The 19,057-nt window shown below is 33.7% G+C and carries 18 protein-coding genes and 1 tRNA gene; 4 read left to right on the top strand and 15 right to left on the bottom strand.

Annotation, left to right across the window (positions count from 1 at the left end; all coding sequences use genetic code 11):
* The first annotated feature begins 43 nt into the window (after positions 1–43).
* Entirely contained in the window at positions 44–1,102 is a 1,059-nt protein-coding gene (locus tag AAGD91_RS00705) for a hypothetical protein (RefSeq protein ID WP_341821120.1), read from the top strand.
* A 37-nt stretch (positions 1,103–1,139) separates the two neighbouring features.
* Here AAGD91_RS00705 and AAGD91_RS00700 read toward each other — a convergent pair whose 3' ends face one another.
* From AAGD91_RS00700 to AAGD91_RS00685, 4 genes are all read right to left on the bottom strand, one after another.
* A complete protein-coding gene (locus AAGD91_RS00700) occupies positions 1,140–1,919 on the bottom strand; it encodes an exodeoxyribonuclease III (protein ID WP_341821119.1) in 780 nt (259 codons plus the stop codon).
* The gene (locus AAGD91_RS00695) at positions 1,919–2,626 is read right to left on the bottom strand and encodes a uroporphyrinogen-III synthase (RefSeq protein WP_341821118.1); all 708 of its coding nucleotides are present in this window, start codon (positions 2,624–2,626) and stop codon (positions 1,919–1,921) included. The genes AAGD91_RS00700 and AAGD91_RS00695 overlap by 1 nt, the downstream gene beginning before the upstream one ends.
* A 245-nt stretch (positions 2,627–2,871) precedes the next feature.
* The gene (locus AAGD91_RS00690; RefSeq protein ID WP_341821475.1) at positions 2,872–3,396 is read right to left on the bottom strand and encodes a hypothetical protein; all 525 of its coding nucleotides are present in this window, start codon (positions 3,394–3,396) and stop codon (positions 2,872–2,874) included.
* 70 nt (positions 3,397–3,466) lie between these two features.
* Positions 3,467–3,551, bottom strand: a tRNA-Leu gene (locus AAGD91_RS00685).
* A 62-nt stretch (positions 3,552–3,613) separates the two neighbouring features.
* Here AAGD91_RS00685 and tldD point away from each other — a divergent pair.
* A complete protein-coding gene (tldD, locus tag AAGD91_RS00680; protein ID WP_341821117.1) occupies positions 3,614–5,032 on the top strand; it encodes a metalloprotease TldD in 1,419 nt (472 codons plus the stop codon).
* Positions 5,033–5,639: 607 nt separating this feature from the next.
* Here the strand turns inward: tldD and AAGD91_RS00675 are convergent.
* The 8 genes from AAGD91_RS00675 to AAGD91_RS00640 form a co-directional block, all read right to left on the bottom strand.
* Positions 5,640–6,890 carry a citrate synthase gene (locus AAGD91_RS00675; protein WP_341821474.1) on the bottom strand — a complete coding sequence of 417 codons (1,251 nt, stop codon included), beginning with the start codon at positions 6,888–6,890 and terminating at the stop codon, positions 5,640–5,642.
* Between the two features lie 80 nt (positions 6,891–6,970).
* The gene (rpsT, locus tag AAGD91_RS00670) at positions 6,971–7,240 is read right to left on the bottom strand and encodes a 30S ribosomal protein S20 (protein WP_006279236.1); all 270 of its coding nucleotides are present in this window, start codon (positions 7,238–7,240) and stop codon (positions 6,971–6,973) included.
* A gap of 51 nt (positions 7,241–7,291) precedes the next feature.
* Entirely contained in the window at positions 7,292–8,017 is a 726-nt protein-coding gene (locus AAGD91_RS00665) for a lysophospholipid acyltransferase family protein (RefSeq protein ID WP_341821116.1), read from the bottom strand.
* A 55-nt stretch (positions 8,018–8,072) separates the two neighbouring features.
* Complete coding sequence (locus tag AAGD91_RS00660; protein ID WP_341821115.1) at positions 8,073–9,059, bottom strand: tyrosine recombinase; 987 nt, start codon at positions 9,057–9,059, stop codon at positions 8,073–8,075.
* A 373-nt stretch (positions 9,060–9,432) separates the two neighbouring features.
* Positions 9,433–10,068 (bottom strand): DnaA ATPase domain-containing protein, encoded by a 636-nt coding sequence (locus tag AAGD91_RS00655; RefSeq protein WP_341821114.1) that lies wholly within the window; start codon positions 10,066–10,068, stop codon positions 9,433–9,435.
* Between the two features lie 129 nt (positions 10,069–10,197).
* Positions 10,198–11,271: an AI-2E family transporter gene (locus AAGD91_RS00650; protein ID WP_341821113.1), complete on the bottom strand. Its 1,074-nt coding sequence runs from the start codon at positions 11,269–11,271 to the stop codon at positions 10,198–10,200.
* Positions 11,272–11,320: 49 nt separating this feature from the next.
* Positions 11,321–11,548, bottom strand: coding sequence for a hypothetical protein (locus AAGD91_RS00645; protein ID WP_341821112.1), 228 nt, complete (start codon positions 11,546–11,548; stop codon positions 11,321–11,323).
* A gap of 27 nt (positions 11,549–11,575) precedes the next feature.
* Entirely contained in the window at positions 11,576–12,226 is a 651-nt protein-coding gene (locus AAGD91_RS00640; RefSeq protein ID WP_341821110.1) for an alpha/beta hydrolase, read from the bottom strand.
* Positions 12,227–12,310: 84 nt separating this feature from the next.
* Here AAGD91_RS00640 and ispD point away from each other — a divergent pair, with 84 nt between their 5' ends.
* A complete protein-coding gene (ispD, locus tag AAGD91_RS00635; RefSeq protein ID WP_341821109.1) occupies positions 12,311–13,522 on the top strand; it encodes a 2-C-methyl-D-erythritol 4-phosphate cytidylyltransferase in 1,212 nt (403 codons plus the stop codon).
* Between the two features lie 577 nt (positions 13,523–14,099).
* Complete coding sequence (gene prmC, locus AAGD91_RS00630; protein WP_341821108.1) at positions 14,100–14,939, top strand: peptide chain release factor N(5)-glutamine methyltransferase; 840 nt, start codon at positions 14,100–14,102, stop codon at positions 14,937–14,939.
* Between the two features lie 156 nt (positions 14,940–15,095).
* Here prmC and AAGD91_RS00625 read toward each other — a convergent pair whose 3' ends face one another.
* The 3 genes from AAGD91_RS00625 to virB11 form a co-directional block, all read right to left on the bottom strand.
* Positions 15,096–15,923: a P44/Msp2 family outer membrane protein gene (locus AAGD91_RS00625; protein WP_341821107.1), complete on the bottom strand. Its 828-nt coding sequence runs from the start codon at positions 15,921–15,923 to the stop codon at positions 15,096–15,098.
* A gap of 122 nt (positions 15,924–16,045) precedes the next feature.
* The gene (locus tag AAGD91_RS00620; protein WP_341821106.1) at positions 16,046–18,034 is read right to left on the bottom strand and encodes a type IV secretory system conjugative DNA transfer family protein; all 1,989 of its coding nucleotides are present in this window, start codon (positions 18,032–18,034) and stop codon (positions 16,046–16,048) included.
* A 30-nt stretch (positions 18,035–18,064) separates the two neighbouring features.
* Complete coding sequence (gene virB11 / locus AAGD91_RS00615) at positions 18,065–19,057, bottom strand: P-type DNA transfer ATPase VirB11 (RefSeq protein ID WP_341821105.1); 993 nt, start codon at positions 19,055–19,057, stop codon at positions 18,065–18,067.

Below are 19,057 nucleotides of genomic sequence, written 5' to 3'. Positions count from 1 at the left end.
AATATGCTACAATTAAAGTATAGTAAATGTGAGTAACTCAGTTATGACAAAAATATTAACTCCACAAACAAAGAATTTGGAACCTTCAAATCAGGTAACTAACAAAGATGAGAAAGTTTTTAAATTTAAAAACGAGGAGCACCAGTTAATCTATCGTGCTTTCTTAGATACTTTAGAAAATCCAGAAAAGCAAACGAAACAGGAGATAAGTAAGATACAAGAGAAACTGCAAGCAAAACTTTTAGAGCAGGAAACGCAGGAATTACAGAAAAATCTGAAGTCATTATATGAACGATTAGAGCGATTACAAAATGGAAATGAAAAGAAAATTTTTACTTTTATATCAAAAAATCATGAAGATATATTCAATAATATTAATCAAGAAGATATAAAGTTACTAAGTGAAGAAAACTTTTGTCAGCTTTTACTTTCCGTATTTGAAAAAATTAGAGAAAAAAATTTAGCTAGTGAAGAGAATTTAAAGAATGATAAAATAAAGCAAGAAGTAGCTGAATATGTAGCTGATATACGCGGTATAGAAGCTAAAGATTCATTCATAAAGCTTGCTGGGTGTCCGTTTGGAATAAAGATAGACAAAAAAAATATTTCCAGCTCTTTTATGAATGGGGTGAAAGAAAAAATACCATTCTTAGGTAAAGATAAAAAAGAAGAGGATGAACCACCACTCAGTGATGAAGAGATGGTAACAACGTTCTTACGTAAGATTTTTCTTCCTATTTCTTTTTCCATTGCTTCAATATTAATTTTTGGTCCTACTACACTCGCGATAGTTGCTGCCGTTATTGGTACAATATTCGCCATAAAAGGGGGAGTTGAGGTTCTTTTTTCAAATGACAAAGAAGGTACTTTATATAACCCTCATTCACGAGATAAAAAGAAAAAAGAAGGATGGGATGGGAAAATTCTTGATGGTATTAGTAAAATTTTAGGATCCAAAGTTAATAAAACTGGGCAGGGTAATCAACCTGCTGTAACAACTGAGGAGCAACTTACTCAAAAGAGTGAGCAGTCTACTGTGCTTGAACAAGTTACTTTAGATCAGCAAAAAACCACAGGGCAGCAACCAAGTAAGACTACCTAAGTTTGCCAATAAAGTGAGTTGTGTAAGAGGTCTACTATTATTCTATAACGCATACAACAGGAGTATGATCAGACGGATTTTCTAGCTTACGCAATCTATCATCTACGTAGCATGTTTCCAATTTATCTACAGCTTGTGGCGATAATAGCATATAATCTATTCGCATTCCTTGATTGTTTCTGAGTGAATTGCCTTGATAATGCCACCAAGTGAATTGTTGCAAATTGGGGTGGGATATTCTAAACGTGTCTTTAAACCCAAGATTCAAGATTGCTCTTAACTTCTCACGTTCTTTTATATGAAAGCACACTTGGCCATTCAATAAATTTGAATCAAAAACATCAATTTCATCCAGTGCAACATTATAATCGCCAGCTATAATAGTTAACTCTTCATTTTTCAACAAAGTGCTCATCCTTTCACATAGGTTATCAAAAAACTTGAGTTTATACTCAAACATATGAGAGTCTGGGCTTTGACCATTTGGAACGTATACACTTCCTACCCTTACCTTATGATAGGTGTGTTTTATCACACATTCTATATAACGTGCTTCTTGATGACTCTCTACAACATCAATTTTTAATTTTTCCAGTATCGGATATTTAGATAAAACACAAACGCCATTTCTTGCAACTTGTCCATAGATAGCATATTCATATCCTAACTTTTCTATCTCTACATAAGGAAATTGCTCTTCCATACATTTTATCTCTTGCAGCAAAACTATATCTATCTGACTGTCAACTATAAAACTACAAAGTTGGTTAACTCTTTTACGTATGGAGTTTACATTCCAAGTTGCAATCTTTAGCATCAACAATCCTTATTAATTATATCAATTAAACTCTCCCCAGTAGGCAACCTCGATGTTATAATTTTTTTCCATTTGATTAACCTTAAACTATCAGCAATGTTTTTACTCATGGTATATGCAACTGTATTATTCATCACATGAGATAGCCCACTTTTTAGAACTAATGAACAAAATACCCTTGCTGTCTGTGAGGAAAAAAAAGCAACACTATCAATTTTACCATCCAACAGTAAATTTTTACACCTATTAGTTAGACTCCTTTTTATAATTGTTTTATAGAGTACAACTTCTCTTACATTAAAATCTTCTTCAGATAATCTCTTTTTTAGTTCACATGATACTTCTTGTCCCCTTATATACAAGAACTTTATTGCGTTTGAATAATGAGCTTTTATGAATGATATCAGACCATCAACGTTGCTGTCTGCTGAGATTATATCAGAAAATCCCAAATTTTTTGCAGCCTGCATGGTTGAATTACCAACTGTAATAATCGGAAAGTCATCCTCTTTGCATATTTGACTAAAAGCCTTTACACTGTTTTTACTTGTAGATATCACAACGTCAAATTCGTACGCAGATATATCAGGATTTAAGTACTTTATTGTGAATACTGGTTCTATAAAAACTTTGTATCCATACTTTCTCAATATATTTCTTGTATTGAACGAATCCAATAAAGGCCTCGTTAATAAAATAGACTTCATTCTGATTTATTTCACTACCAGTAAAATAATATCCTTTATACACAAATTACTGAATAAAAACTTTTATTTTGATAGCTTGAGCAACTATTCAAGTAATTGATGTTGAAGTGAGGATACTCAGTCCCCTATTTACCACTAAGCTTTAAATTCACTTATACTTTTTTAATGCTAATTACGTTGAGCTCTTTTGAATGGCTCCCTTCAATGGAATTATATAGCTAATATTCCTGTATAAGTCGAATGGGTTAATTTATTGATGCATGATAATTAGGCCCAGCTATCGCGGGTTGAATGTTAAAGTGATCACTAGCTTTGAGATTATCATTTTTATCTATTTGTGGCTTACTAATCATAGTCCGAACGATATTAGCTGCCATAAAGGCACAGCCTAGAATAAAAAAGGCAGTAGAAACAAAAGGAATGATAGGAGATTCGAGAGGCAATATAGATGCAATTCCTCCTATTAAAAACGAAACGTTAGATGTAATATCAAGACAGATCTTTGTTAGTTTTTTTTGTCCTGGAGTGTTTTCTACGCCAAGTTGCTTCTGCTGTAGGAAATGATCCTTTAATGACCATATATTTAAAGCAAACGAAAGTACACTTAATATAGTGCCGGCAATACTAAAATACAGACTTAAGACAGGAATACTAAAGGCTAATGCTGCTATATATCCAATAAAAGAAGCAGTAGATAGTGTAATAACTAAGCGTTTCGAGTAAGTTCGTACCTTCTTTCTGTCGGCTAACTTATCTTTTTCACCATACATAGCATAAATATTACCTAATACGTTATATTGTAGCATTAATTAATTCAACAAGCAATATGGAAGCTAAGAGTGCCCGAGAGAAGACTTGAACTTCCACAACTTAAAAAGTTACTAGCACCTGAAGCTAGCGCGTCTACCAATTCCGCCACCCGGGCTTTTTATAGTTTACTATGTTAAAGTTAAATAATATACTTAAACAATTTTTAGTTCAAAGGTAATGCCAAATCTAGATCAAATATTTTTCGCTCAAAACAATGTTAATATTAATAACGTATATAAAATAGTCAATAACGCTTTGAGCAATAGCGATGGTGGTGAGCTGTTTCTAGAATTTTGCCAGTCGGAGTCCCTAGTTTTTGATGACAATATATTAAAACACGTGGATTTGAATACCAGAAGGGGATTTGGTTTAAGGTCTTTTTGTGAGGATAGTACATCTTTCGTTTGTTCTTCTGAGATTAGCGAAAAAGAAATTAGTAATGCTGCTTCTATGGTAAAAAGCTCAGTGTCTTTAAACAAGACAAATTCAATAAATTTAAACGAAGAGACAAAAAGCCTATATTCGAGGATTAACCCTACAAATGAAATGGATCTGAATTCAAAGATTAAACTACTCAATGAGGTTAATGAGTATGTAAGGTCCAAAAATAACTGCGTGAAGCAAGTAAAAATAACTCTAAGTGGAGAATGGCAAGTCGTACAAATAATAAAGGGTGATCACAGATTGAGCGATATCAGGCCTCTGGTACGTTTTAATGTGTTAGTCATCGTAGAGAAAGATGGTCGAACCGAGAGAGGCTCCGCAGGACACGGTGGAAGGGATTCTTATAGTAAGTTTATTTCTGAGAAAAAGTGGAAAGAAGTTGCAAACCAGGCTTTGGAACAAGCACTGGTAAATCTTGAAGCAATTCCAACTCCAGCCGGAGAAATGAAAGTTATTCTAGGTCCGGGCTGGCCGGGAGTATTGTTGCATGAAGCTGTGGGTCATGGACTCGAAGGCGATTTTAATCGTAAAGGAGTCTCAGCATTTTCAAATTCTATTGGTAAACAAGTAGCAGCTAGTGGCATCACAGTAGTTGATGATGGAACTCTGCCTAATTTGCGTGGTTCTATTAGCATAGATGATGAAGGTACTCCACCCAGTTATAATGTATTGATAGAGGATGGAATTCTCAAAGGCTACATGCAGGATCATATGAATGCTAAACTCATGGGTGTGAATCCAACTGGTAATGGTAGAAGAGAAAGTTATAAAGAAGTTACTATGCCGCGCATGACAAACACCTATATGTTACCAGGGAAACATACGCCGGAAGAAATAATATCTAGCGTAAAGAAAGGTCTGTATGCAGTAAATTTCGGTGGTGGGCAAGTTGATATAACGTCAGGGAAATTTGTTTTTTCATCTTCAGAAGCTTACTTAATAGAAAATGGTAAAATTACACAGCCAGTCAAAGGAGCAACACTAATTGGTGATGGGCCAACAGTGCTAAAAAAAGTATCCATGGTTGGCAACGACTTAAAGTTGGACCCCGGTGTTGGCACATGCTCAAAAGATGGACAAAATGTGCCCGTTGGAGTTGGTCAACCAACACTCAAAGTCGACGCAATAACTGTTGGTGGAACTGAGATATAGATAAGGGCTAAAACGGGTTCCAGCGCATGAAGCACAATTGTACAAACATTGTAGCCGTTATTCAAGTAGCCCGCAGAAACGAAAAAACTTACTTGACAAACTTCGCCACCCCCCTTATTATGACAATAAGGGTATTTATGACTCAAAACTTGTTTTTGACCTGCAGGCTCAATGACAAAATTCAGTAAAAAACTTAGGGTATTTTTTGGCGGATTACATAAAATTATAGCGGCTGCATGTCTTTTAAAATTTTTCTACATTCAGCCAAATCGCGCTTAAACTAAGCGTCAGCACATTATTACAGCGCCAATTTAAAGTATTAGAGAGTCAAACTCGCTACTCGGGGTTTCTTTTGCCTTTTTTTTACTTGGTAAATTTCTTAACGTTTGTAGCTAAAGTAACTTAGGTTCACCGACAATCGTCATCCCGCTACTTGTTAGCGGATGAGATACCGCGAATGAATCGCGGTATGACGTGTTGCTTGGGTCAGCTATAGAGCACAGTTTTGGAGTAGGATCTTCAGTTGCTCTCTGGTAATAAAAAAATATTTGAAGATCTTAGAAGTTAAATTGCTCAAAGAAAAATTGTGAATGAAGTGAAAATAAATTTATTTACCAAAATAGAGTTGCCTTGGTCTACAGATCTTAGTTTCTTTATCATTTATCATTTCATACCACTGAGTAACCCAACCAGTGGTTCTTGCAAGTGCAAAAATAGGCGTGAACATATTTGAGGGAATATCGATAGCATTCATTATTATACCTGAGTAAAAATCAACATTTGGATATAACTTACGCACGATAAAATATTCATCCTTTAAAGCTATTTCTTCAAGTTTTTTTGCAATTTTGAGCAATTCATTATTTTGTTCTAGTTTACTTAGAACCTCATGACAAGCGTCTTTCAATATCCGCGCGCGCGGATCATAATTTTTATAAACACGATGTCCAAATCCCATCAATTTAAATGGATCTTTATCATCTTTAGCTTTTTCGATGAATTTATCTATATCTTCACTTTGCTCTATCTCTTTTAGCATATTTATAACTGCTTCATTAGCTCCACCATGTGCTGGTCCCCAAAGTGTAGCAACTCCTACAGAGAGGCTTGCAAACAGATTAGAACCAGCCGATCCCACCAATCTGACAGCCGCCGTAGAAGCATTCTGTTCATGATCAGCATGGAGAGTAAATATTTTATCCAGAGCTTTTGCAAAAAGGGCGCTTTTATCATTATCAACAGCATCGCCAAATATCATCTTTAAGAAATTTTCACTGTAACTTAATTCATTGTTAGCATTTATGAATTCCTGATTGTTGATATGCCTATAAATCATTGCAACAATTGCAGGAACTTGTGCTATTGCAGAAATTCCAAAATCTAAATCTTCACCATTGACATTGTTGCCATGTGTTTCATGGTAAGATGCTGACAAATTTGCAAAACATGCAACTAAAATCGACATAGGGTGAGCAGTTTTTGGAAATGCTTTGATTACATTTGTAACTTGCTCTGATACTTTGGATGATTCCTGTATTTTGAGAAGAAATTTTTTGTGTTGCTCTGAACTGGGTAGTTCACCATAGAGTAATAAATAAATCACAGCAGTAAAACTATTATTCTCTGCCAAATCAGCTATATCATGTCCCCTATATTTAAGAACTCCTTCATCTCCATCAATAAATGTAATCGAAGAAGAACATGAAGCTGTGGAAACAAACCCCGGATCATAAGTGAATAATCCTGTCGTCTTATATAAATCCTTGATATTTAACACGTCAGGACCTATTGTTCCACTTAATATGGGTAGCTCAATTTTTAATCCATTACTTAGTTCTAATAGCACTTTTTTATCCATCACTTAAGCTACTTAAATTTTATACAGAATATACAAACTGAAGAGTATATATTAATACAGTTAACTTTACATTAACCGTATTAAGCGGTCATCAATGCTTTTACTTTTGCATTTAAGCGACTTATTTTACGCGCAGCAGTATTCCTATGAATAACACCTTTATTCACACACTTGTGTAAATTAGATTCAGCATTCCGAAATGCCAGAACAACATTTTCTTTGTCGCCAGACTTGATTATATCAACCAATTTTCTAATAGCGGTGCGAGTTTTACTTTTCCGCATCTTATTTATTAAAGTGCGCTTTGCTATTACCTTTATCATTTTTTTAGCACTCTTATGATTTGCCATATATTAATACCTAAAATACTGTACTTTTTTTTTAATTATAAAGTTTTTTTGTTAATTTGCAATATCAGTTTTTTCTATGGTTAATCTACTGCTTCTCTCTTCAATAATTTTTTCTAAACTTTGCAAGAATTCATTTTTGTTTAACCCAGGATATATTGGGGGCAATATTTCTATTACTGCCTTTCCGGGATTCTTTCTCAGAGAAAGTATGCTTTTTGGCCAAAACAAACCAGTGTTTAAAGCAACCGGTAACACAGGAACAGATAATACGCTATATAAAGCAGCAATACCTGGTTGATATTTTATATTTTGGTTTATAGTCGTTCTTGTACCTTCAGGAAATATTATTATGCTCCTATTTTCTTTTATACGCATTTTTGCTAGTTTAATTATATGGCGTATAGAACTGATACCATCTGAACGGTTAATAAAAATCATTTTCAGCGCTATAAGATGTAAACCAATGAATGGAATCCATTTCAATTCACGTTTTAAAATAAAAACCGCTTTTCTAAATAGTAGTATAAAAATAAATGTTTCAAATGGAGATTGGTGTTTAGATGCAATGATAAAAGGTTGCTTAGGAATTTTTTCCATTCCCCTCACTTCATATTTAATGCCACATAATAAACGCAGCATGAATAATACAACTCTCACCGAACAGACGAGGAAAATGGTTATTACATACTCAGGAAAGAAAATTACAGGGAGAACAATTAAAGTATAGAATACTTCCCATAATATAAGGAAGAAATTAAACAATAAACTTGAAATCACAAACTCACATAAACTTATTTGAATTTAACTTTACTACAAATTAAAAGCAATAAGTTTAATTATTGATCATCTGAGTAATAGGATGCGAATCAGCTAATTTGTCCTTTAACTTTTCGTTAGCAATATGAGTATATATTTGTGTTGTAGAAAGGTTAGTATGGCCAAGAACTTTCTGTATCAACACAATATTTGCTCCGCTATCCAGTAGATGGGTAGCAAAAGAATGCCTAATCACGTGTGGAGAGATCTTATTTTCATCAATATTGCATTTTCTTGCTAACTCCTTCATTAATTGACCGACCCTCTGTCTTGTAATTGGTTTATTAGGTTTATCACCTGGGAATAGCCAATCGGATTCCTTTTCGTTAGGGATCAGATTGTCACGAACTGATAAATAATTTCTAAGGCTCTCCAATGCTTGTTCATTAAAAAGAATTTGCCTCTCTCTACCACTTTTTCCTTTTATTATTATATAGCATTCTTTGTTATTACTGTTTATTAAATGTGACACTTCACATAACTTCATATCAATTAATTCAGAAACACGCATTCCAGAAGAGTAAAGGATATCTAAAATCGCACATAGCCTTTTACTGCTTATCTCTTTATTCGATTCGCTTGCTGATTTTCTCACTGCGTCCATTAGCAAAAATATTTCTTCGACACTTAAATACTTAGGCAAAGGACGAGAAACTTTTGGATTCTTTAATTCAGCATCATTAGCCGGTGCTGGATTAAAATCTATTATTCCGTCATTAAATAGACACTTATAGAAATTTTTCATAGCGGATATTTTTCTTGATATAGAGCTACTTTTATATTTTTTTTGTGTACATAGATATTTCACATAATCTTTAATATTGGTTTTGTTTACGCCAACCAAGGTAGTGCCGCTTTCTAATAAAAATTCTTCAAACTGGTGTAAATCCGAACGATAACTTTCCAGAGTATTTTGTGTAGCGGACCTCTCTGAAGCCAAAGCATCTATGTAATATGTTATGTAAAGATTTTCTTTTTTATTTTGCGACTGTTTATTTTTCATTATCAGCTCCTATATTTATTTCTTTGGCTATAATTTGATTGGAAGTGTTTCCTATGTGTCTTATGAGAAAATATGAGACAAATAAGGCATTTATCAATAGAGTGAACATCACAAACCTTTGCTTTAACCTTTTTTTAAAATTTAATCTTACTCTTATCATAGTTAAATTATAACGTCAAATCTATAAAAAACACCTTATAAAGTGAGCTCTACTATAAATATAGAATACTTCTTAGCTGTATCTATATATATTTATTATAACATAACATTTATTATAATTCTAACATGGACAGATAGAGATTTCAATCACGTTAGTGCTATGGGTGTTAATAAATTTTTAATATATAAAATGAGTACTTTACAAAAGAAGAAATCAAATGGCATCTTTTTTAAATAAAGTGCTAATAAAAGGAACGGTCACATTTGACCCTATAGATTCATTATCTATCTTCTCTATAATTTTATCAATGCTATAGAAAGAACGTTCTATTCTTGCTAAAATATAATTAATCACTTTTAAATCAATTTTTAACTGTTTATCTGAAAATCGTTTTATTAGCATGATTCTTAATAATTCTTCGCTTGCAGGCAAAATTTTTACGCTGATAGTTGATAATATTCGAGAACTTAAATCTCTTAGTTTGAAGTTAAGTTTTTTTGGTGAAATTGAAGAAGTGATTAGCAACTTCTTATCATTTTCTTTCATGTAATTGTAACAATGTAATAACATTTCTTCATCTTTAATGTTTTGTACGTCTTCTAAAATAAAAGCATCGCTATACCTAATCTCGCTTATAAAGTTATTCACATTGATAAAAATTGCATCGTTTATTGACTGCCAAATATGAGCAAGATGAGTTTTACCAGAGCTTTTAGGTCCAAAAAGAATGAGAGATTTCCAAGATAAATCCTCAATTACTGAATTATATATGTGCTTATTTTCATCTAAGATGATGTAATTTTGCCGACTATAATCAGCTTGATTGTTGTTAAATAAATTTAATTGCACATTAAACCTCTTACGTAACCTCTTTCTGGTAGTAATTTTTGCGCAGAAATTTACTTACGCTCCTCAAATATCTCAGGTATTCTGGGCTCATTTCTCCTCTTACCATAAATTGATTATGCAAAAGGTCTGTTAGCCGTTTTTATAAAGCTCACTTTTAAAATATTTATTGATTGCATATTCTACTGATACATTGAACATTGCTATTATTGGAATAAAAAGTAATATACCTGTAAATCCAAAATATGAAGCGCATATAGTAATTCCCAGAATAATTACAGCTGGATGTATATGAACTTTTTTTCCTATTAATAAAGGAACTAATATGTTTGAATCTATTAATTGTCCAACACCAAATAATAGCAAAACGGCAGCACTTTCAAACCATTCACTAAATTGAGTAATAGCGCTCAAAAACCCAATAATGGTATATAATAATGGTCCTACGTAAGGTATGAACGTTAATATTCCTGATAAAATTCCAATAACAATAGAGTGTTTCAATCCGATTATGCTTAGGCTCACAGAGTAAAAGACCATCATGACAATACATACATTTACCTGCCCCTTTAGATAATTAGATATGATGAAATCCACTTTGGAAAAATAATTTGCAACTTTTTCTCTATAAGAAACAGGAATTAATTTATTAGCTTTTTCTATAATTAAAGGCCAATCACGTAATATATAGAAAAATACTACAGGAGTAATCACCATTAATGATACCGTGTGAATTAAGCTAAAGCTTGAACTTAACACTTGGATTATAAAGTTACTAGCAATATCAAGAGCATTTATGAAATAAGATACATAGTCGCTGTAATTTTCTGCTAGATTTTTAGATAAGTGATCAAATAAGCTATCCTCGATTTTTATATTAAGAAATTCTAATACAGAGGGGATTACTTTAAGTTTTAATGAAGGCACTTTACTCACTAAGAAATTTAATATTGAAGTAATTTGAACATATATAATAGGTAAAACAAATGTTATAACTAGTATAAAAGCTATTAATAAAACAAGTATTATAAAAATTACAGAACATGAACGCGGTATTCTATACTTTTCAAACTTGACTACTAGCGGATTAAACAAATATGCAATAACAATCGACATTAAACATGGAAAAATCATAGGACGCATCAGGAATAACATCCCTATTATAAAAAGCTGTATAAAACAAATAGTTATATGACGTTTTTGCATGCGTTTAGCATAGTCAATTTACTGAAAAATATACAGTTTATTGTAAATACTATCTATTCATTGTTTTATCAATTTTATTAAGTATTAGGTCAATCAAATTTTCACCCAATTCCCAACTAGATAAAACTCCGTTATGTGGATCATCTTCATACCTTTTCGAATTAACAGTCTTGATCAATTTTCCACGTAGCAATACATCATTTTCTATTGCGTGCGCCAATTGTGCAGGTTGTGGTATTAAGTAATCTCTTTTGCTATTAATAACTATTATTGGCATATTCAATTTTCCCTCATCTCGCAACTTTCATATATCGTTCACTAAATCAAAATCTAGATCTAAAGCCTTTAGCAATTTTTTAAAAATGGATGAGGGCAACATACTTAAAATTTTTGCTTGAGGGATCGGAAAATGCCCTATTGCTGTATGAAAAGAGCTGAAAGTGCTAGTAAAAATAACACTTCCAAGTTTAACGTTTTTGTCTGCAAAGTGCTTCAAAACTGCCGATGCAACTGCTCCTCCAAAGGAACGGACAAAAAGTATAATGTTTTCAGGCCTCACACCCTTGTCCATTAATTCATTGATTTCTTCTATCGAGGGCTTAAGCAAACTTTGATCTCTATTTATAAAGGGAATAATAAGCATTACGGATAAAAAAATGCAAGTTAGAGCAGCTAAGCTTGCTAAACCAACTACTCCAGCTGTTATGGGGCTTATAAGTAGTAATATTGCAATGGGCACTGATACAGATGCCATGAGGAACAAAAAGCTAACTGCAGCATAAGTTATGTAGTTTTGGAATATAGCCGGATATTTATGTGTATGAGCAATAGCTTTTAGCCTATTTCTGCCACATAAATGCTGTAAGCATTGTTGAGCATTTTTATGATTATCCCCTATTCCATGAAAGAATATAAGGTGTATCTCATTTTCTTTATTACACTTAGTAATGTGCATTCTAGCATCGTATTATATCTTATAAGATAATACACTCTTTTTTTAAAACTGTAAATAACTTGTTACTATACACTTACGCTGAAAATGATAAATATGCACACTAACAGACTTAAGAAATACAAAATAGCAGCATTAATAGTTGCAGCAGGAGTAGGCAGTAGATGCAGTAACACAATTCCTAAGCAGTATACAAAACTTGCAGGTAAATCTGTTTTATTTCATGCAATTAAAAGATTTCTGGCTAACCAATATATAGATTACATAAGAATAGCAATTAATAGAGACCATGAAAATTTCTATGAGAAAGCTATATCACTAATTACAGACACTAAATTACTAAGCCCTGTATATGGAGGAGAAAACAGGCAAAATTCAGTTAAACTAGGGCTTAAAAGCTTACAAAAAGTTAACCCAGATTTTGTAGTTATACACGATGCTTGTAGGCCTTTTGTGTCAGATGTTCTGATAGATAACTTGGCTCAGTCCATGATTAATGATCAATATACAGGAGTAGTACCAGCAATAGAAGTCGAAGACACTATGTCATTGGTGGGTAATAATTTCGTTGAATCTACGATTTCAAGAGGAAAACTCAGAGCCATACAAACTCCTCAAATTTTTAATTTCAAAGAATTATTATCGTGCCATCAATCAGACAAAGAATTTACTGACGATTCATCACTAATGGTAGAGCACAAAAAACATGTTGCGATTATTAAAGGTGAGAAAAGCAATTTTAAGTTAACCACAAAAGAGGATATCAATATGGCAAAGCTTCTCTTTGAAGAGCCAAAATTTCGTGTCGGAACTGGTTATGATATACATAAGTTCATTAAAGTTCAAAATGGTGATGAGAGCTTTATAAAAATTTGCGGTGTGAAAATTGAACACAACATGGCAATAGAAGCGCACTCTGATGGTGATGTTGCAATACATGCAATCGTTGATGCAATACTCGGAGCACTGGGATGTGGCGACATAGGAGAGCACTTTCCTCCTAGTTCCTCTGAATGGAAAGATTGCAATTCATCTCACTTTCTTGACTTTGCTGCTAAAAAAGCAAAGGAAAAAGGGTACAGCGTGTCTAATTTAGATATTACTATAGTTTGTGAGGAGCCTAAAATATCGCCTTACAAAGTAGAAATGAAGAAATTCATATCAAAAGCATTAGAAATTGATGATGAATTTGTAAATATCAAAGCAACCACTGCAGAAAAATTAGGTTCTATTGGAAGAAATGAAGGAATAGCAGCATATGTTTCTGTGTTATTGCATACAAACTTTTATTGGGAATAGAAACGAAAAAACTTACTTGACAAACTCCGCCAGCTCCCTTATCATAAAATTGAAAGTATTTAGTTATCTTCATCTGTGCAGATTAAACAGCAAGAAAACAACGTGGTTGGCGTCTTATTTTTAATTTTTTGCACTATGTGCACCTTATGTCTTCACAACATTTCTAGGTTTTAGCCTATATAAGCTGAAACGCGCTTATAAGTCGTTTAAGACAGTATAGTACGCCAATTTGCAGGATTAGAGAGTGAACACTAATTGCCACGGGGTTTCTTTTGCTTTTTTTTCTGCTTAGTAAATTTCTTAATGTTTACAATTTTGTTATAAAAGTAGCTAAATTGGAGTGTTGAGAGTAAAAAACGCCAATTTATAAAGTTAATATAGGTAATTAGCCAATCATGGGGCTTCTTTTGCCTCTTTTTTATTTGGTAAATTTCTTAAATATTTATAGCTTATATCTAAAATAATATCTTTTTTCTGTTTAGGTTATGCAAGAACCCATGCTTGACACTTGGATTTAGTGCAGCTACCCTAAATTGGAATTGCTATTCTTGGCTGAAAGGAACACATTTTTAGAATAATGAAAACAATCAGCACTTTAATTCAAGAAGGATCGGAGTTATTATCGTCACATAAAGTTGAATCACCACATTTAGATTGTGAAATCATCATGCAGCACGTACTTGGAGTGGAAAGATCATTCATAATTATGAACCATGCTGATCAAGTGCCGATGGAGAAAGAACTTTTATTTTGGAAATTAACAAAAAAAAGAGCGGAAAGATATCCAATATCGCAAATAATAGGTAATCGTGAATTCTGGAGTAAAAATTTTATAGTTAACCAGCATGTTTTGGATCCAAGACCAGATAGTGAAACACTAATCTCAACGGTGTTAAAATATTACCCAAATAAAGAGCAGAGACTAAAAATTGCAGATTTTGGTACAGGCACAGGTTGTTTATTGATATCCGTACTTAGTGAGTATGAAAATGCCGTTGGGATCGGTTTTGAAAAAAGCTTGGAAGCATACAAAGTTGCCTATCAGAACACAAAGAAACATAATCTCCTCAGCAGAGCCAAAATATTTCCAAGCTCATGGACAGAGTGCAGAGGTTCATTCGATCTTATAATCAGTAATCCTCCATATATTAAAAGAAGCAAATTGAAAAACCTGCAAGCCGAAGTGCAAAAGGAACCAAGAATTGCTCTTGATGGTGGAATTGATGGTTTAAACTGTTACTTGAGTATTTTTCCAATATTGAAAAAGTGCCTTAAAAAAAATGGGTTTGCAATATTGGAGATAGGTGAAGATCAAAATGATATTGACAAAATAATACCCTCATACAAATTAGCTTTTCAGGAATATGTACATGATTTGGCAGGAATGAAGAGGTGCATTGTTGTGCAAAAAACATAACTAATGTTTTCTTGTATTATCTCCTTCATCCCATATTATCCTATGTCATCCCAGTGCGTGAAACTGGGATCTATATTTAACTAGATCCTATGGTCAAGCCATAGGATGACAGGAACGGTTTTGGTTAGCCATGCATTTTTTAAAAGGGCAACATGTTTAAGCTTTGCTGGCAAAGTGGAAAGTAAGACCAGCCTCTATGCCGTGTGTATGAAAAAAGCCATTCTGTATGGTAGTAAATACTGGATTACTACCTATTTGTTTAGCCATTTTTTTTGTTACGGTATCCAACTTTAAGGTTTCTAGTTTGAGCTCACTGCTACCAATAGCACCAAAACCTCTATATCCGATATGCATATTTACATCTTCGTTTATGCGATAATCAAGGCCAGCTTTTAATTGACCTGCAGGTCTTATTGACGATTTTTCAAACATCGTCATTCTTGTTGCACCGACTCCAATACCAACGTAAGGAGAAAAAGAGAAACGGTCACTTTTCCAATGATGATAAACATTTGCCATTAAAGACGCGTTTTCTATCTGGTCATGATTGACTATTGCTCCATATCTCTCTTCTGGTTTAGCTTTATCCTTTATGTAGGATATTGTCATCTGGCTGCTTGTTAAACCAATATTATCCACTTTTACGGAAGAATACATTCCTTCTAATTCAACTCTGTAGCTGTTATTACCCAATTCTCCTGTGTAACCAAATGCTACATTTGCAGCAAAAGGCGGGTTATAATCTCCTTTATACTTACTTAGTAATTGACCTTCTGTATTCTGAGCATTCCTGTCATTTACAGATACATTACCGGCAGCTGTAGCAGCAGTATCTCCAATTTTTGCTTTCAACTCACCCATGTAATTTAAATATTGACCGTAATACCCACTGCCAAAGTAAAACCCTTCTGTTTCACTTGCAAAAGATTGTTGTGACAACAGCAAAGCAAGTGCTGTAACCGCTAATGTTTTTTTACTAATCATTACTACTCCCCTAGTTAAAATAGCTAATCTAATACTAATTAATTAAAAATGGCTTAATATGAAAAACCTAATTATTTGCATAACTTGCACTTTTCTGAGCTAAAAATAGGCAAAGTTAACCTTTATTTTTGATCATTTTTTAATTTATCGTCAATATCCTCATCTTCAAATTCATCCTCCTCGTCTTCGTCATCAAACCCATCATCATCATCTTCAAACTTATCGTCAATATCTTCATCATCAATATCTTCGTCTGCAAATTCATCTGATTCATCATACACTGCATCCTCTGTTTTAGTTTCAGCAGGATAATCAACTGAATTAGGCCCCTCAAGAGCATTATTCCCCTCGTTATTAACCTTATCTTTGCTCGCAGCAGCAGAAAGAACTTTGTTTGGGTCATATGGTTCTTGTGTAGGCACACGAGTTTGCTTGAGCAGTCTTTTTGTGAAGGTGCTATCACTATAGTACAAAATTTTCTTTGATTTAATTGGGTAAGTTGACTCTATTAAAATTATCTGATCGTCGCGTGGCAACATAATAACTTCTTGAGGCAATAGCAATGCCCTCTGTGTTTCAGAGATATGCAACGACCTTGAAGCAGGATTTAAATCTAAAAATTTAGGCTTATTCAACGATTCTTGTTGTACAGTTTTGTTTCCTATAAGTTGCGATATTAAATTAGCTGTTTCAATATTATTGGCTGCAAAAGTTATTCTGTAAGTCGAGTTTGACAAAAAGGAGTTCATTCCTGCTTCTTCGTATATTCCTTTGAGCTGCTCAGTATCTTGAACAATTAAGAATAACCTAACTCGATAACCACGAAAATATGCAATACCTGTTTGAAATTGCTCCATTTTTCCAAGTGTAGGAAACTCATCCATTAAAAACAATACGCCATAAGGCTCGTCATCCGATGGCAATTTTCTACATAAAAACTCAGTTGCCTGTTGGTAAAAAACCTGCATTAAAGGCCTGAGCCTAGTCAAGTTGTCAGGAGTTAAACCAACATAAACTGTAGTTTTCTTCTTTTTAAAATCTAAAATATTAAAATCACTTGACGCAGTTGCAGTATCAATCAATGGGTTTGCCCACAATTCAAGCGATGAGTTCATAGTTGATACAACACCCGACCTTTCTTTATCAGCTTTTTGTAAAAAAGCTGCAATATTCATATATGCTACAGGGTGTAGTATTTTACCCATTGTATCAAGAGCAACAGCAAGATTATAAACTACGTCATCACTACGCATCGTACGCACAACTTCACCAAAAGATTTAACTTTCTCTGGTGCAGCAAGTAAGTATAATACCACTCCAACAAATAAGCTTCTTGCTTCATTTTGCCAAAAGTCTTGTTCAGGCATGATTAGGTTAGCTATTTTCTGCACATCGTCAACCATCTGCCCAGGTTTTTTACTAATCCATTGTAATGGATTGTAACAGTGACTTATTCCATCTGGCTGCGCTGGATTCCATACGTATACTTTTTGTCCTTGTCGTTCTCGCCAACCACTTGTTATTTCATAGTTTTCTAATTTTATGTCGTGTACAATTACCGAGTCAGTCCAAAATAATAAATTAGGAATTACAAAGCCAACACCCTTACCAGAACCTGTAGGTGCAAATAACAATGCATGCTGAAACCCATCAGCAATAAAGTATCCTCTTTTATCTTTACCAAGCAATAATCCCTTTTTGCTTCTTAATCCTGCTTTTCGTATGTCTTTCTCTGATGCCCACTGCGAGTCTCCATGAAGTGATTCTTTCTTTTTAAATGGTCGCCACTCAATTATCCTTTCTCTTAAATTCCATAAGATAATCATTAAAACAACAATAGGCAGTGCAGAAGATATAATTAATGTGATTTTGATCTCAAGTCTATATAACTCTGGGTGGTGCCAACAATATTGTATATGCTCAAAAATCGTTGGCCAAAGAGCTTGAGGGAAAGGCGTCAAACTAGGATTAGTTCCCTTAAAATTCACAGCATCCGGACCATCAGCAAACAGAACAAACAATATACCAGATAGATAGAAGCAAAACTCAAGTACGCTAAAAGCTACTACACCTCCTATAAGAATATTACGTAGGTGATTTCCATTACTCATAAACTACTCTTTTTTAACTTATGTATAAATTTAAGCATTTTCGCTTGCAGATCTAGTAAATAATATCTCAGAAATGCTTCTTTTGCCCCTACCGGTTCTTTTTAGCTGAATAACAATATCAATCACATTTCTAATGTATGGTATAATTTGGTCTGGAGGAATGCCAAGATTTGCCTGCATAACCATCAATTTTATTTGCTCAAGGGCCATTGTTGGACTATCCGCATGAAGGGTTGATATTGATCCAGGGTGACCAGTATTTATCGCCCTAAGAAAACTAAAAGCTTCCACTCCACGGAGCTCACCAACTATTATTCTGTCTGGCCTTAAACGTAAGCACGCCTCTATCAAATCTTGAGTGGTTACTTTTGCTCTGCCCTGCCCTCCTTTTGAGGAAATCAGATGCACTCTATTTGGATGATCGTTCAAAACGATTTCCCTTGCATCCTCAACAGTAATAATTCTTTCCTCATCTGGAATAGCACGCAAAGTAGCATTAGTAAAAGTAGTTTTACCAGTGGAAGTTCCACCGCTAATTATAATATTTTTCTTACTTATTACAGCGTATTCTAAAAACTCTTTTATTTTTTTTTGCCTTAACAGTAAATCCAAATGACGGTCAACTGGATTATCAGTTGCTTCTGTAACAGTTTCAGAAAAAGCCCCCATTTTTTCGTAATCATCGAGTGCTAATTGCATGCTAGAAGGCTTACGAATCGACATGACTACTTTATCAGGTTCACATGCTGGTGGAAATACTATCTGTATACGATAACCATTTGGTAATGTTGCCGAAAGTAAAGGTGCTTCTTCGCTAAGTTTTTGTTCTGTAGCTTGAGCAATCAGTCTGCCAAGAGATTTCAAATGGTTAAGATCGAATACTTCTAATTTTTCACACCTTATTTCACCGCGATTTTCAATCCATACTTCCTTTGGCTTATTTATTGATATTTCATTTACGCCTTCTTCTTGAAATATGCCTTGTAATGGCTCCAAATATGTATCAAGTGCAGCATAATTCAT

Origin of the sequence: Wolbachia endosymbiont (group A) of Myopa testacea, from assembly GCF_964027115.1 — a bacterium.
Classification (GTDB): domain Bacteria; phylum Pseudomonadota; class Alphaproteobacteria; order Rickettsiales; family Anaplasmataceae; genus Wolbachia.
The sequence above is the reverse complement of the archived record's forward strand: the minus strand, read 5'-3'. Positions and strand labels throughout refer to the sequence as shown.

Excerpts from the sequence above, each read along its gene's own strand:
- AAGD91_RS00705 (WP_341821120.1), top strand. The coding sequence starts at position 44 with ATGACAAAAATATTAACTCCACAAACAAAGAATTTGGAACCTTCAAAT.
- AAGD91_RS00700 (WP_341821119.1), bottom strand. The coding sequence starts at position 1,919 with ATGCTAAAGATTGCAACTTGGAATGTAAACTCCATACGTAAAAGAGTT.
- AAGD91_RS00695 (WP_341821118.1), bottom strand. The coding sequence starts at position 2,626 with ATGAAGTCTATTTTATTAACGAGGCCTTTATTGGATTCGTTCAATACA.
- AAGD91_RS00690 (WP_341821475.1), bottom strand. The coding sequence starts at position 3,396 with ATGTATGGTGAAAAAGATAAGTTAGCCGACAGAAAGAAGGTACGAACT.
- tldD (WP_341821117.1), top strand. The coding sequence starts at position 3,614 with ATGCCAAATCTAGATCAAATATTTTTCGCTCAAAACAATGTTAATATT.
- AAGD91_RS00675 (WP_341821474.1), bottom strand. The coding sequence starts at position 6,890 with ATGGATAAAAAAGTGCTATTAGAACTAAGTAATGGATTAAAAATTGAG.
- rpsT (WP_006279236.1), bottom strand. The coding sequence starts at position 7,240 with ATGGCAAATCATAAGAGTGCTAAAAAAATGATAAAGGTAATAGCAAAG.
- AAGD91_RS00660 (WP_341821115.1), bottom strand. The coding sequence starts at position 9,059 with ATGAAAAATAAACAGTCGCAAAATAAAAAAGAAAATCTTTACATAACA.
- AAGD91_RS00650 (WP_341821113.1), bottom strand. The coding sequence starts at position 11,271 with ATGCAAAAACGTCATATAACTATTTGTTTTATACAGCTTTTTATAATA.
- AAGD91_RS00645 (WP_341821112.1), bottom strand. The coding sequence starts at position 11,548 with ATGCCAATAATAGTTATTAATAGCAAAAGAGATTACTTAATACCACAA.
- AAGD91_RS00640 (WP_341821110.1), bottom strand. The coding sequence starts at position 12,226 with ATGCACATTACTAAGTGTAATAAAGAAAATGAGATACACCTTATATTC.
- ispD (WP_341821109.1), top strand. The coding sequence starts at position 12,311 with ATGATAAATATGCACACTAACAGACTTAAGAAATACAAAATAGCAGCA.
- prmC (WP_341821108.1), top strand. The coding sequence starts at position 14,100 with ATGAAAACAATCAGCACTTTAATTCAAGAAGGATCGGAGTTATTATCG.
- AAGD91_RS00625 (WP_341821107.1), bottom strand. The coding sequence starts at position 15,923 with ATGATTAGTAAAAAAACATTAGCGGTTACAGCACTTGCTTTGCTGTTG.
- AAGD91_RS00620 (WP_341821106.1), bottom strand. The coding sequence starts at position 18,034 with ATGAGTAATGGAAATCACCTACGTAATATTCTTATAGGAGGTGTAGTA.
- virB11 (WP_341821105.1), bottom strand. The coding sequence starts at position 19,057 with ATGAATTATGCTGCACTTGATACATATTTGGAGCCATTACAAGGCATA.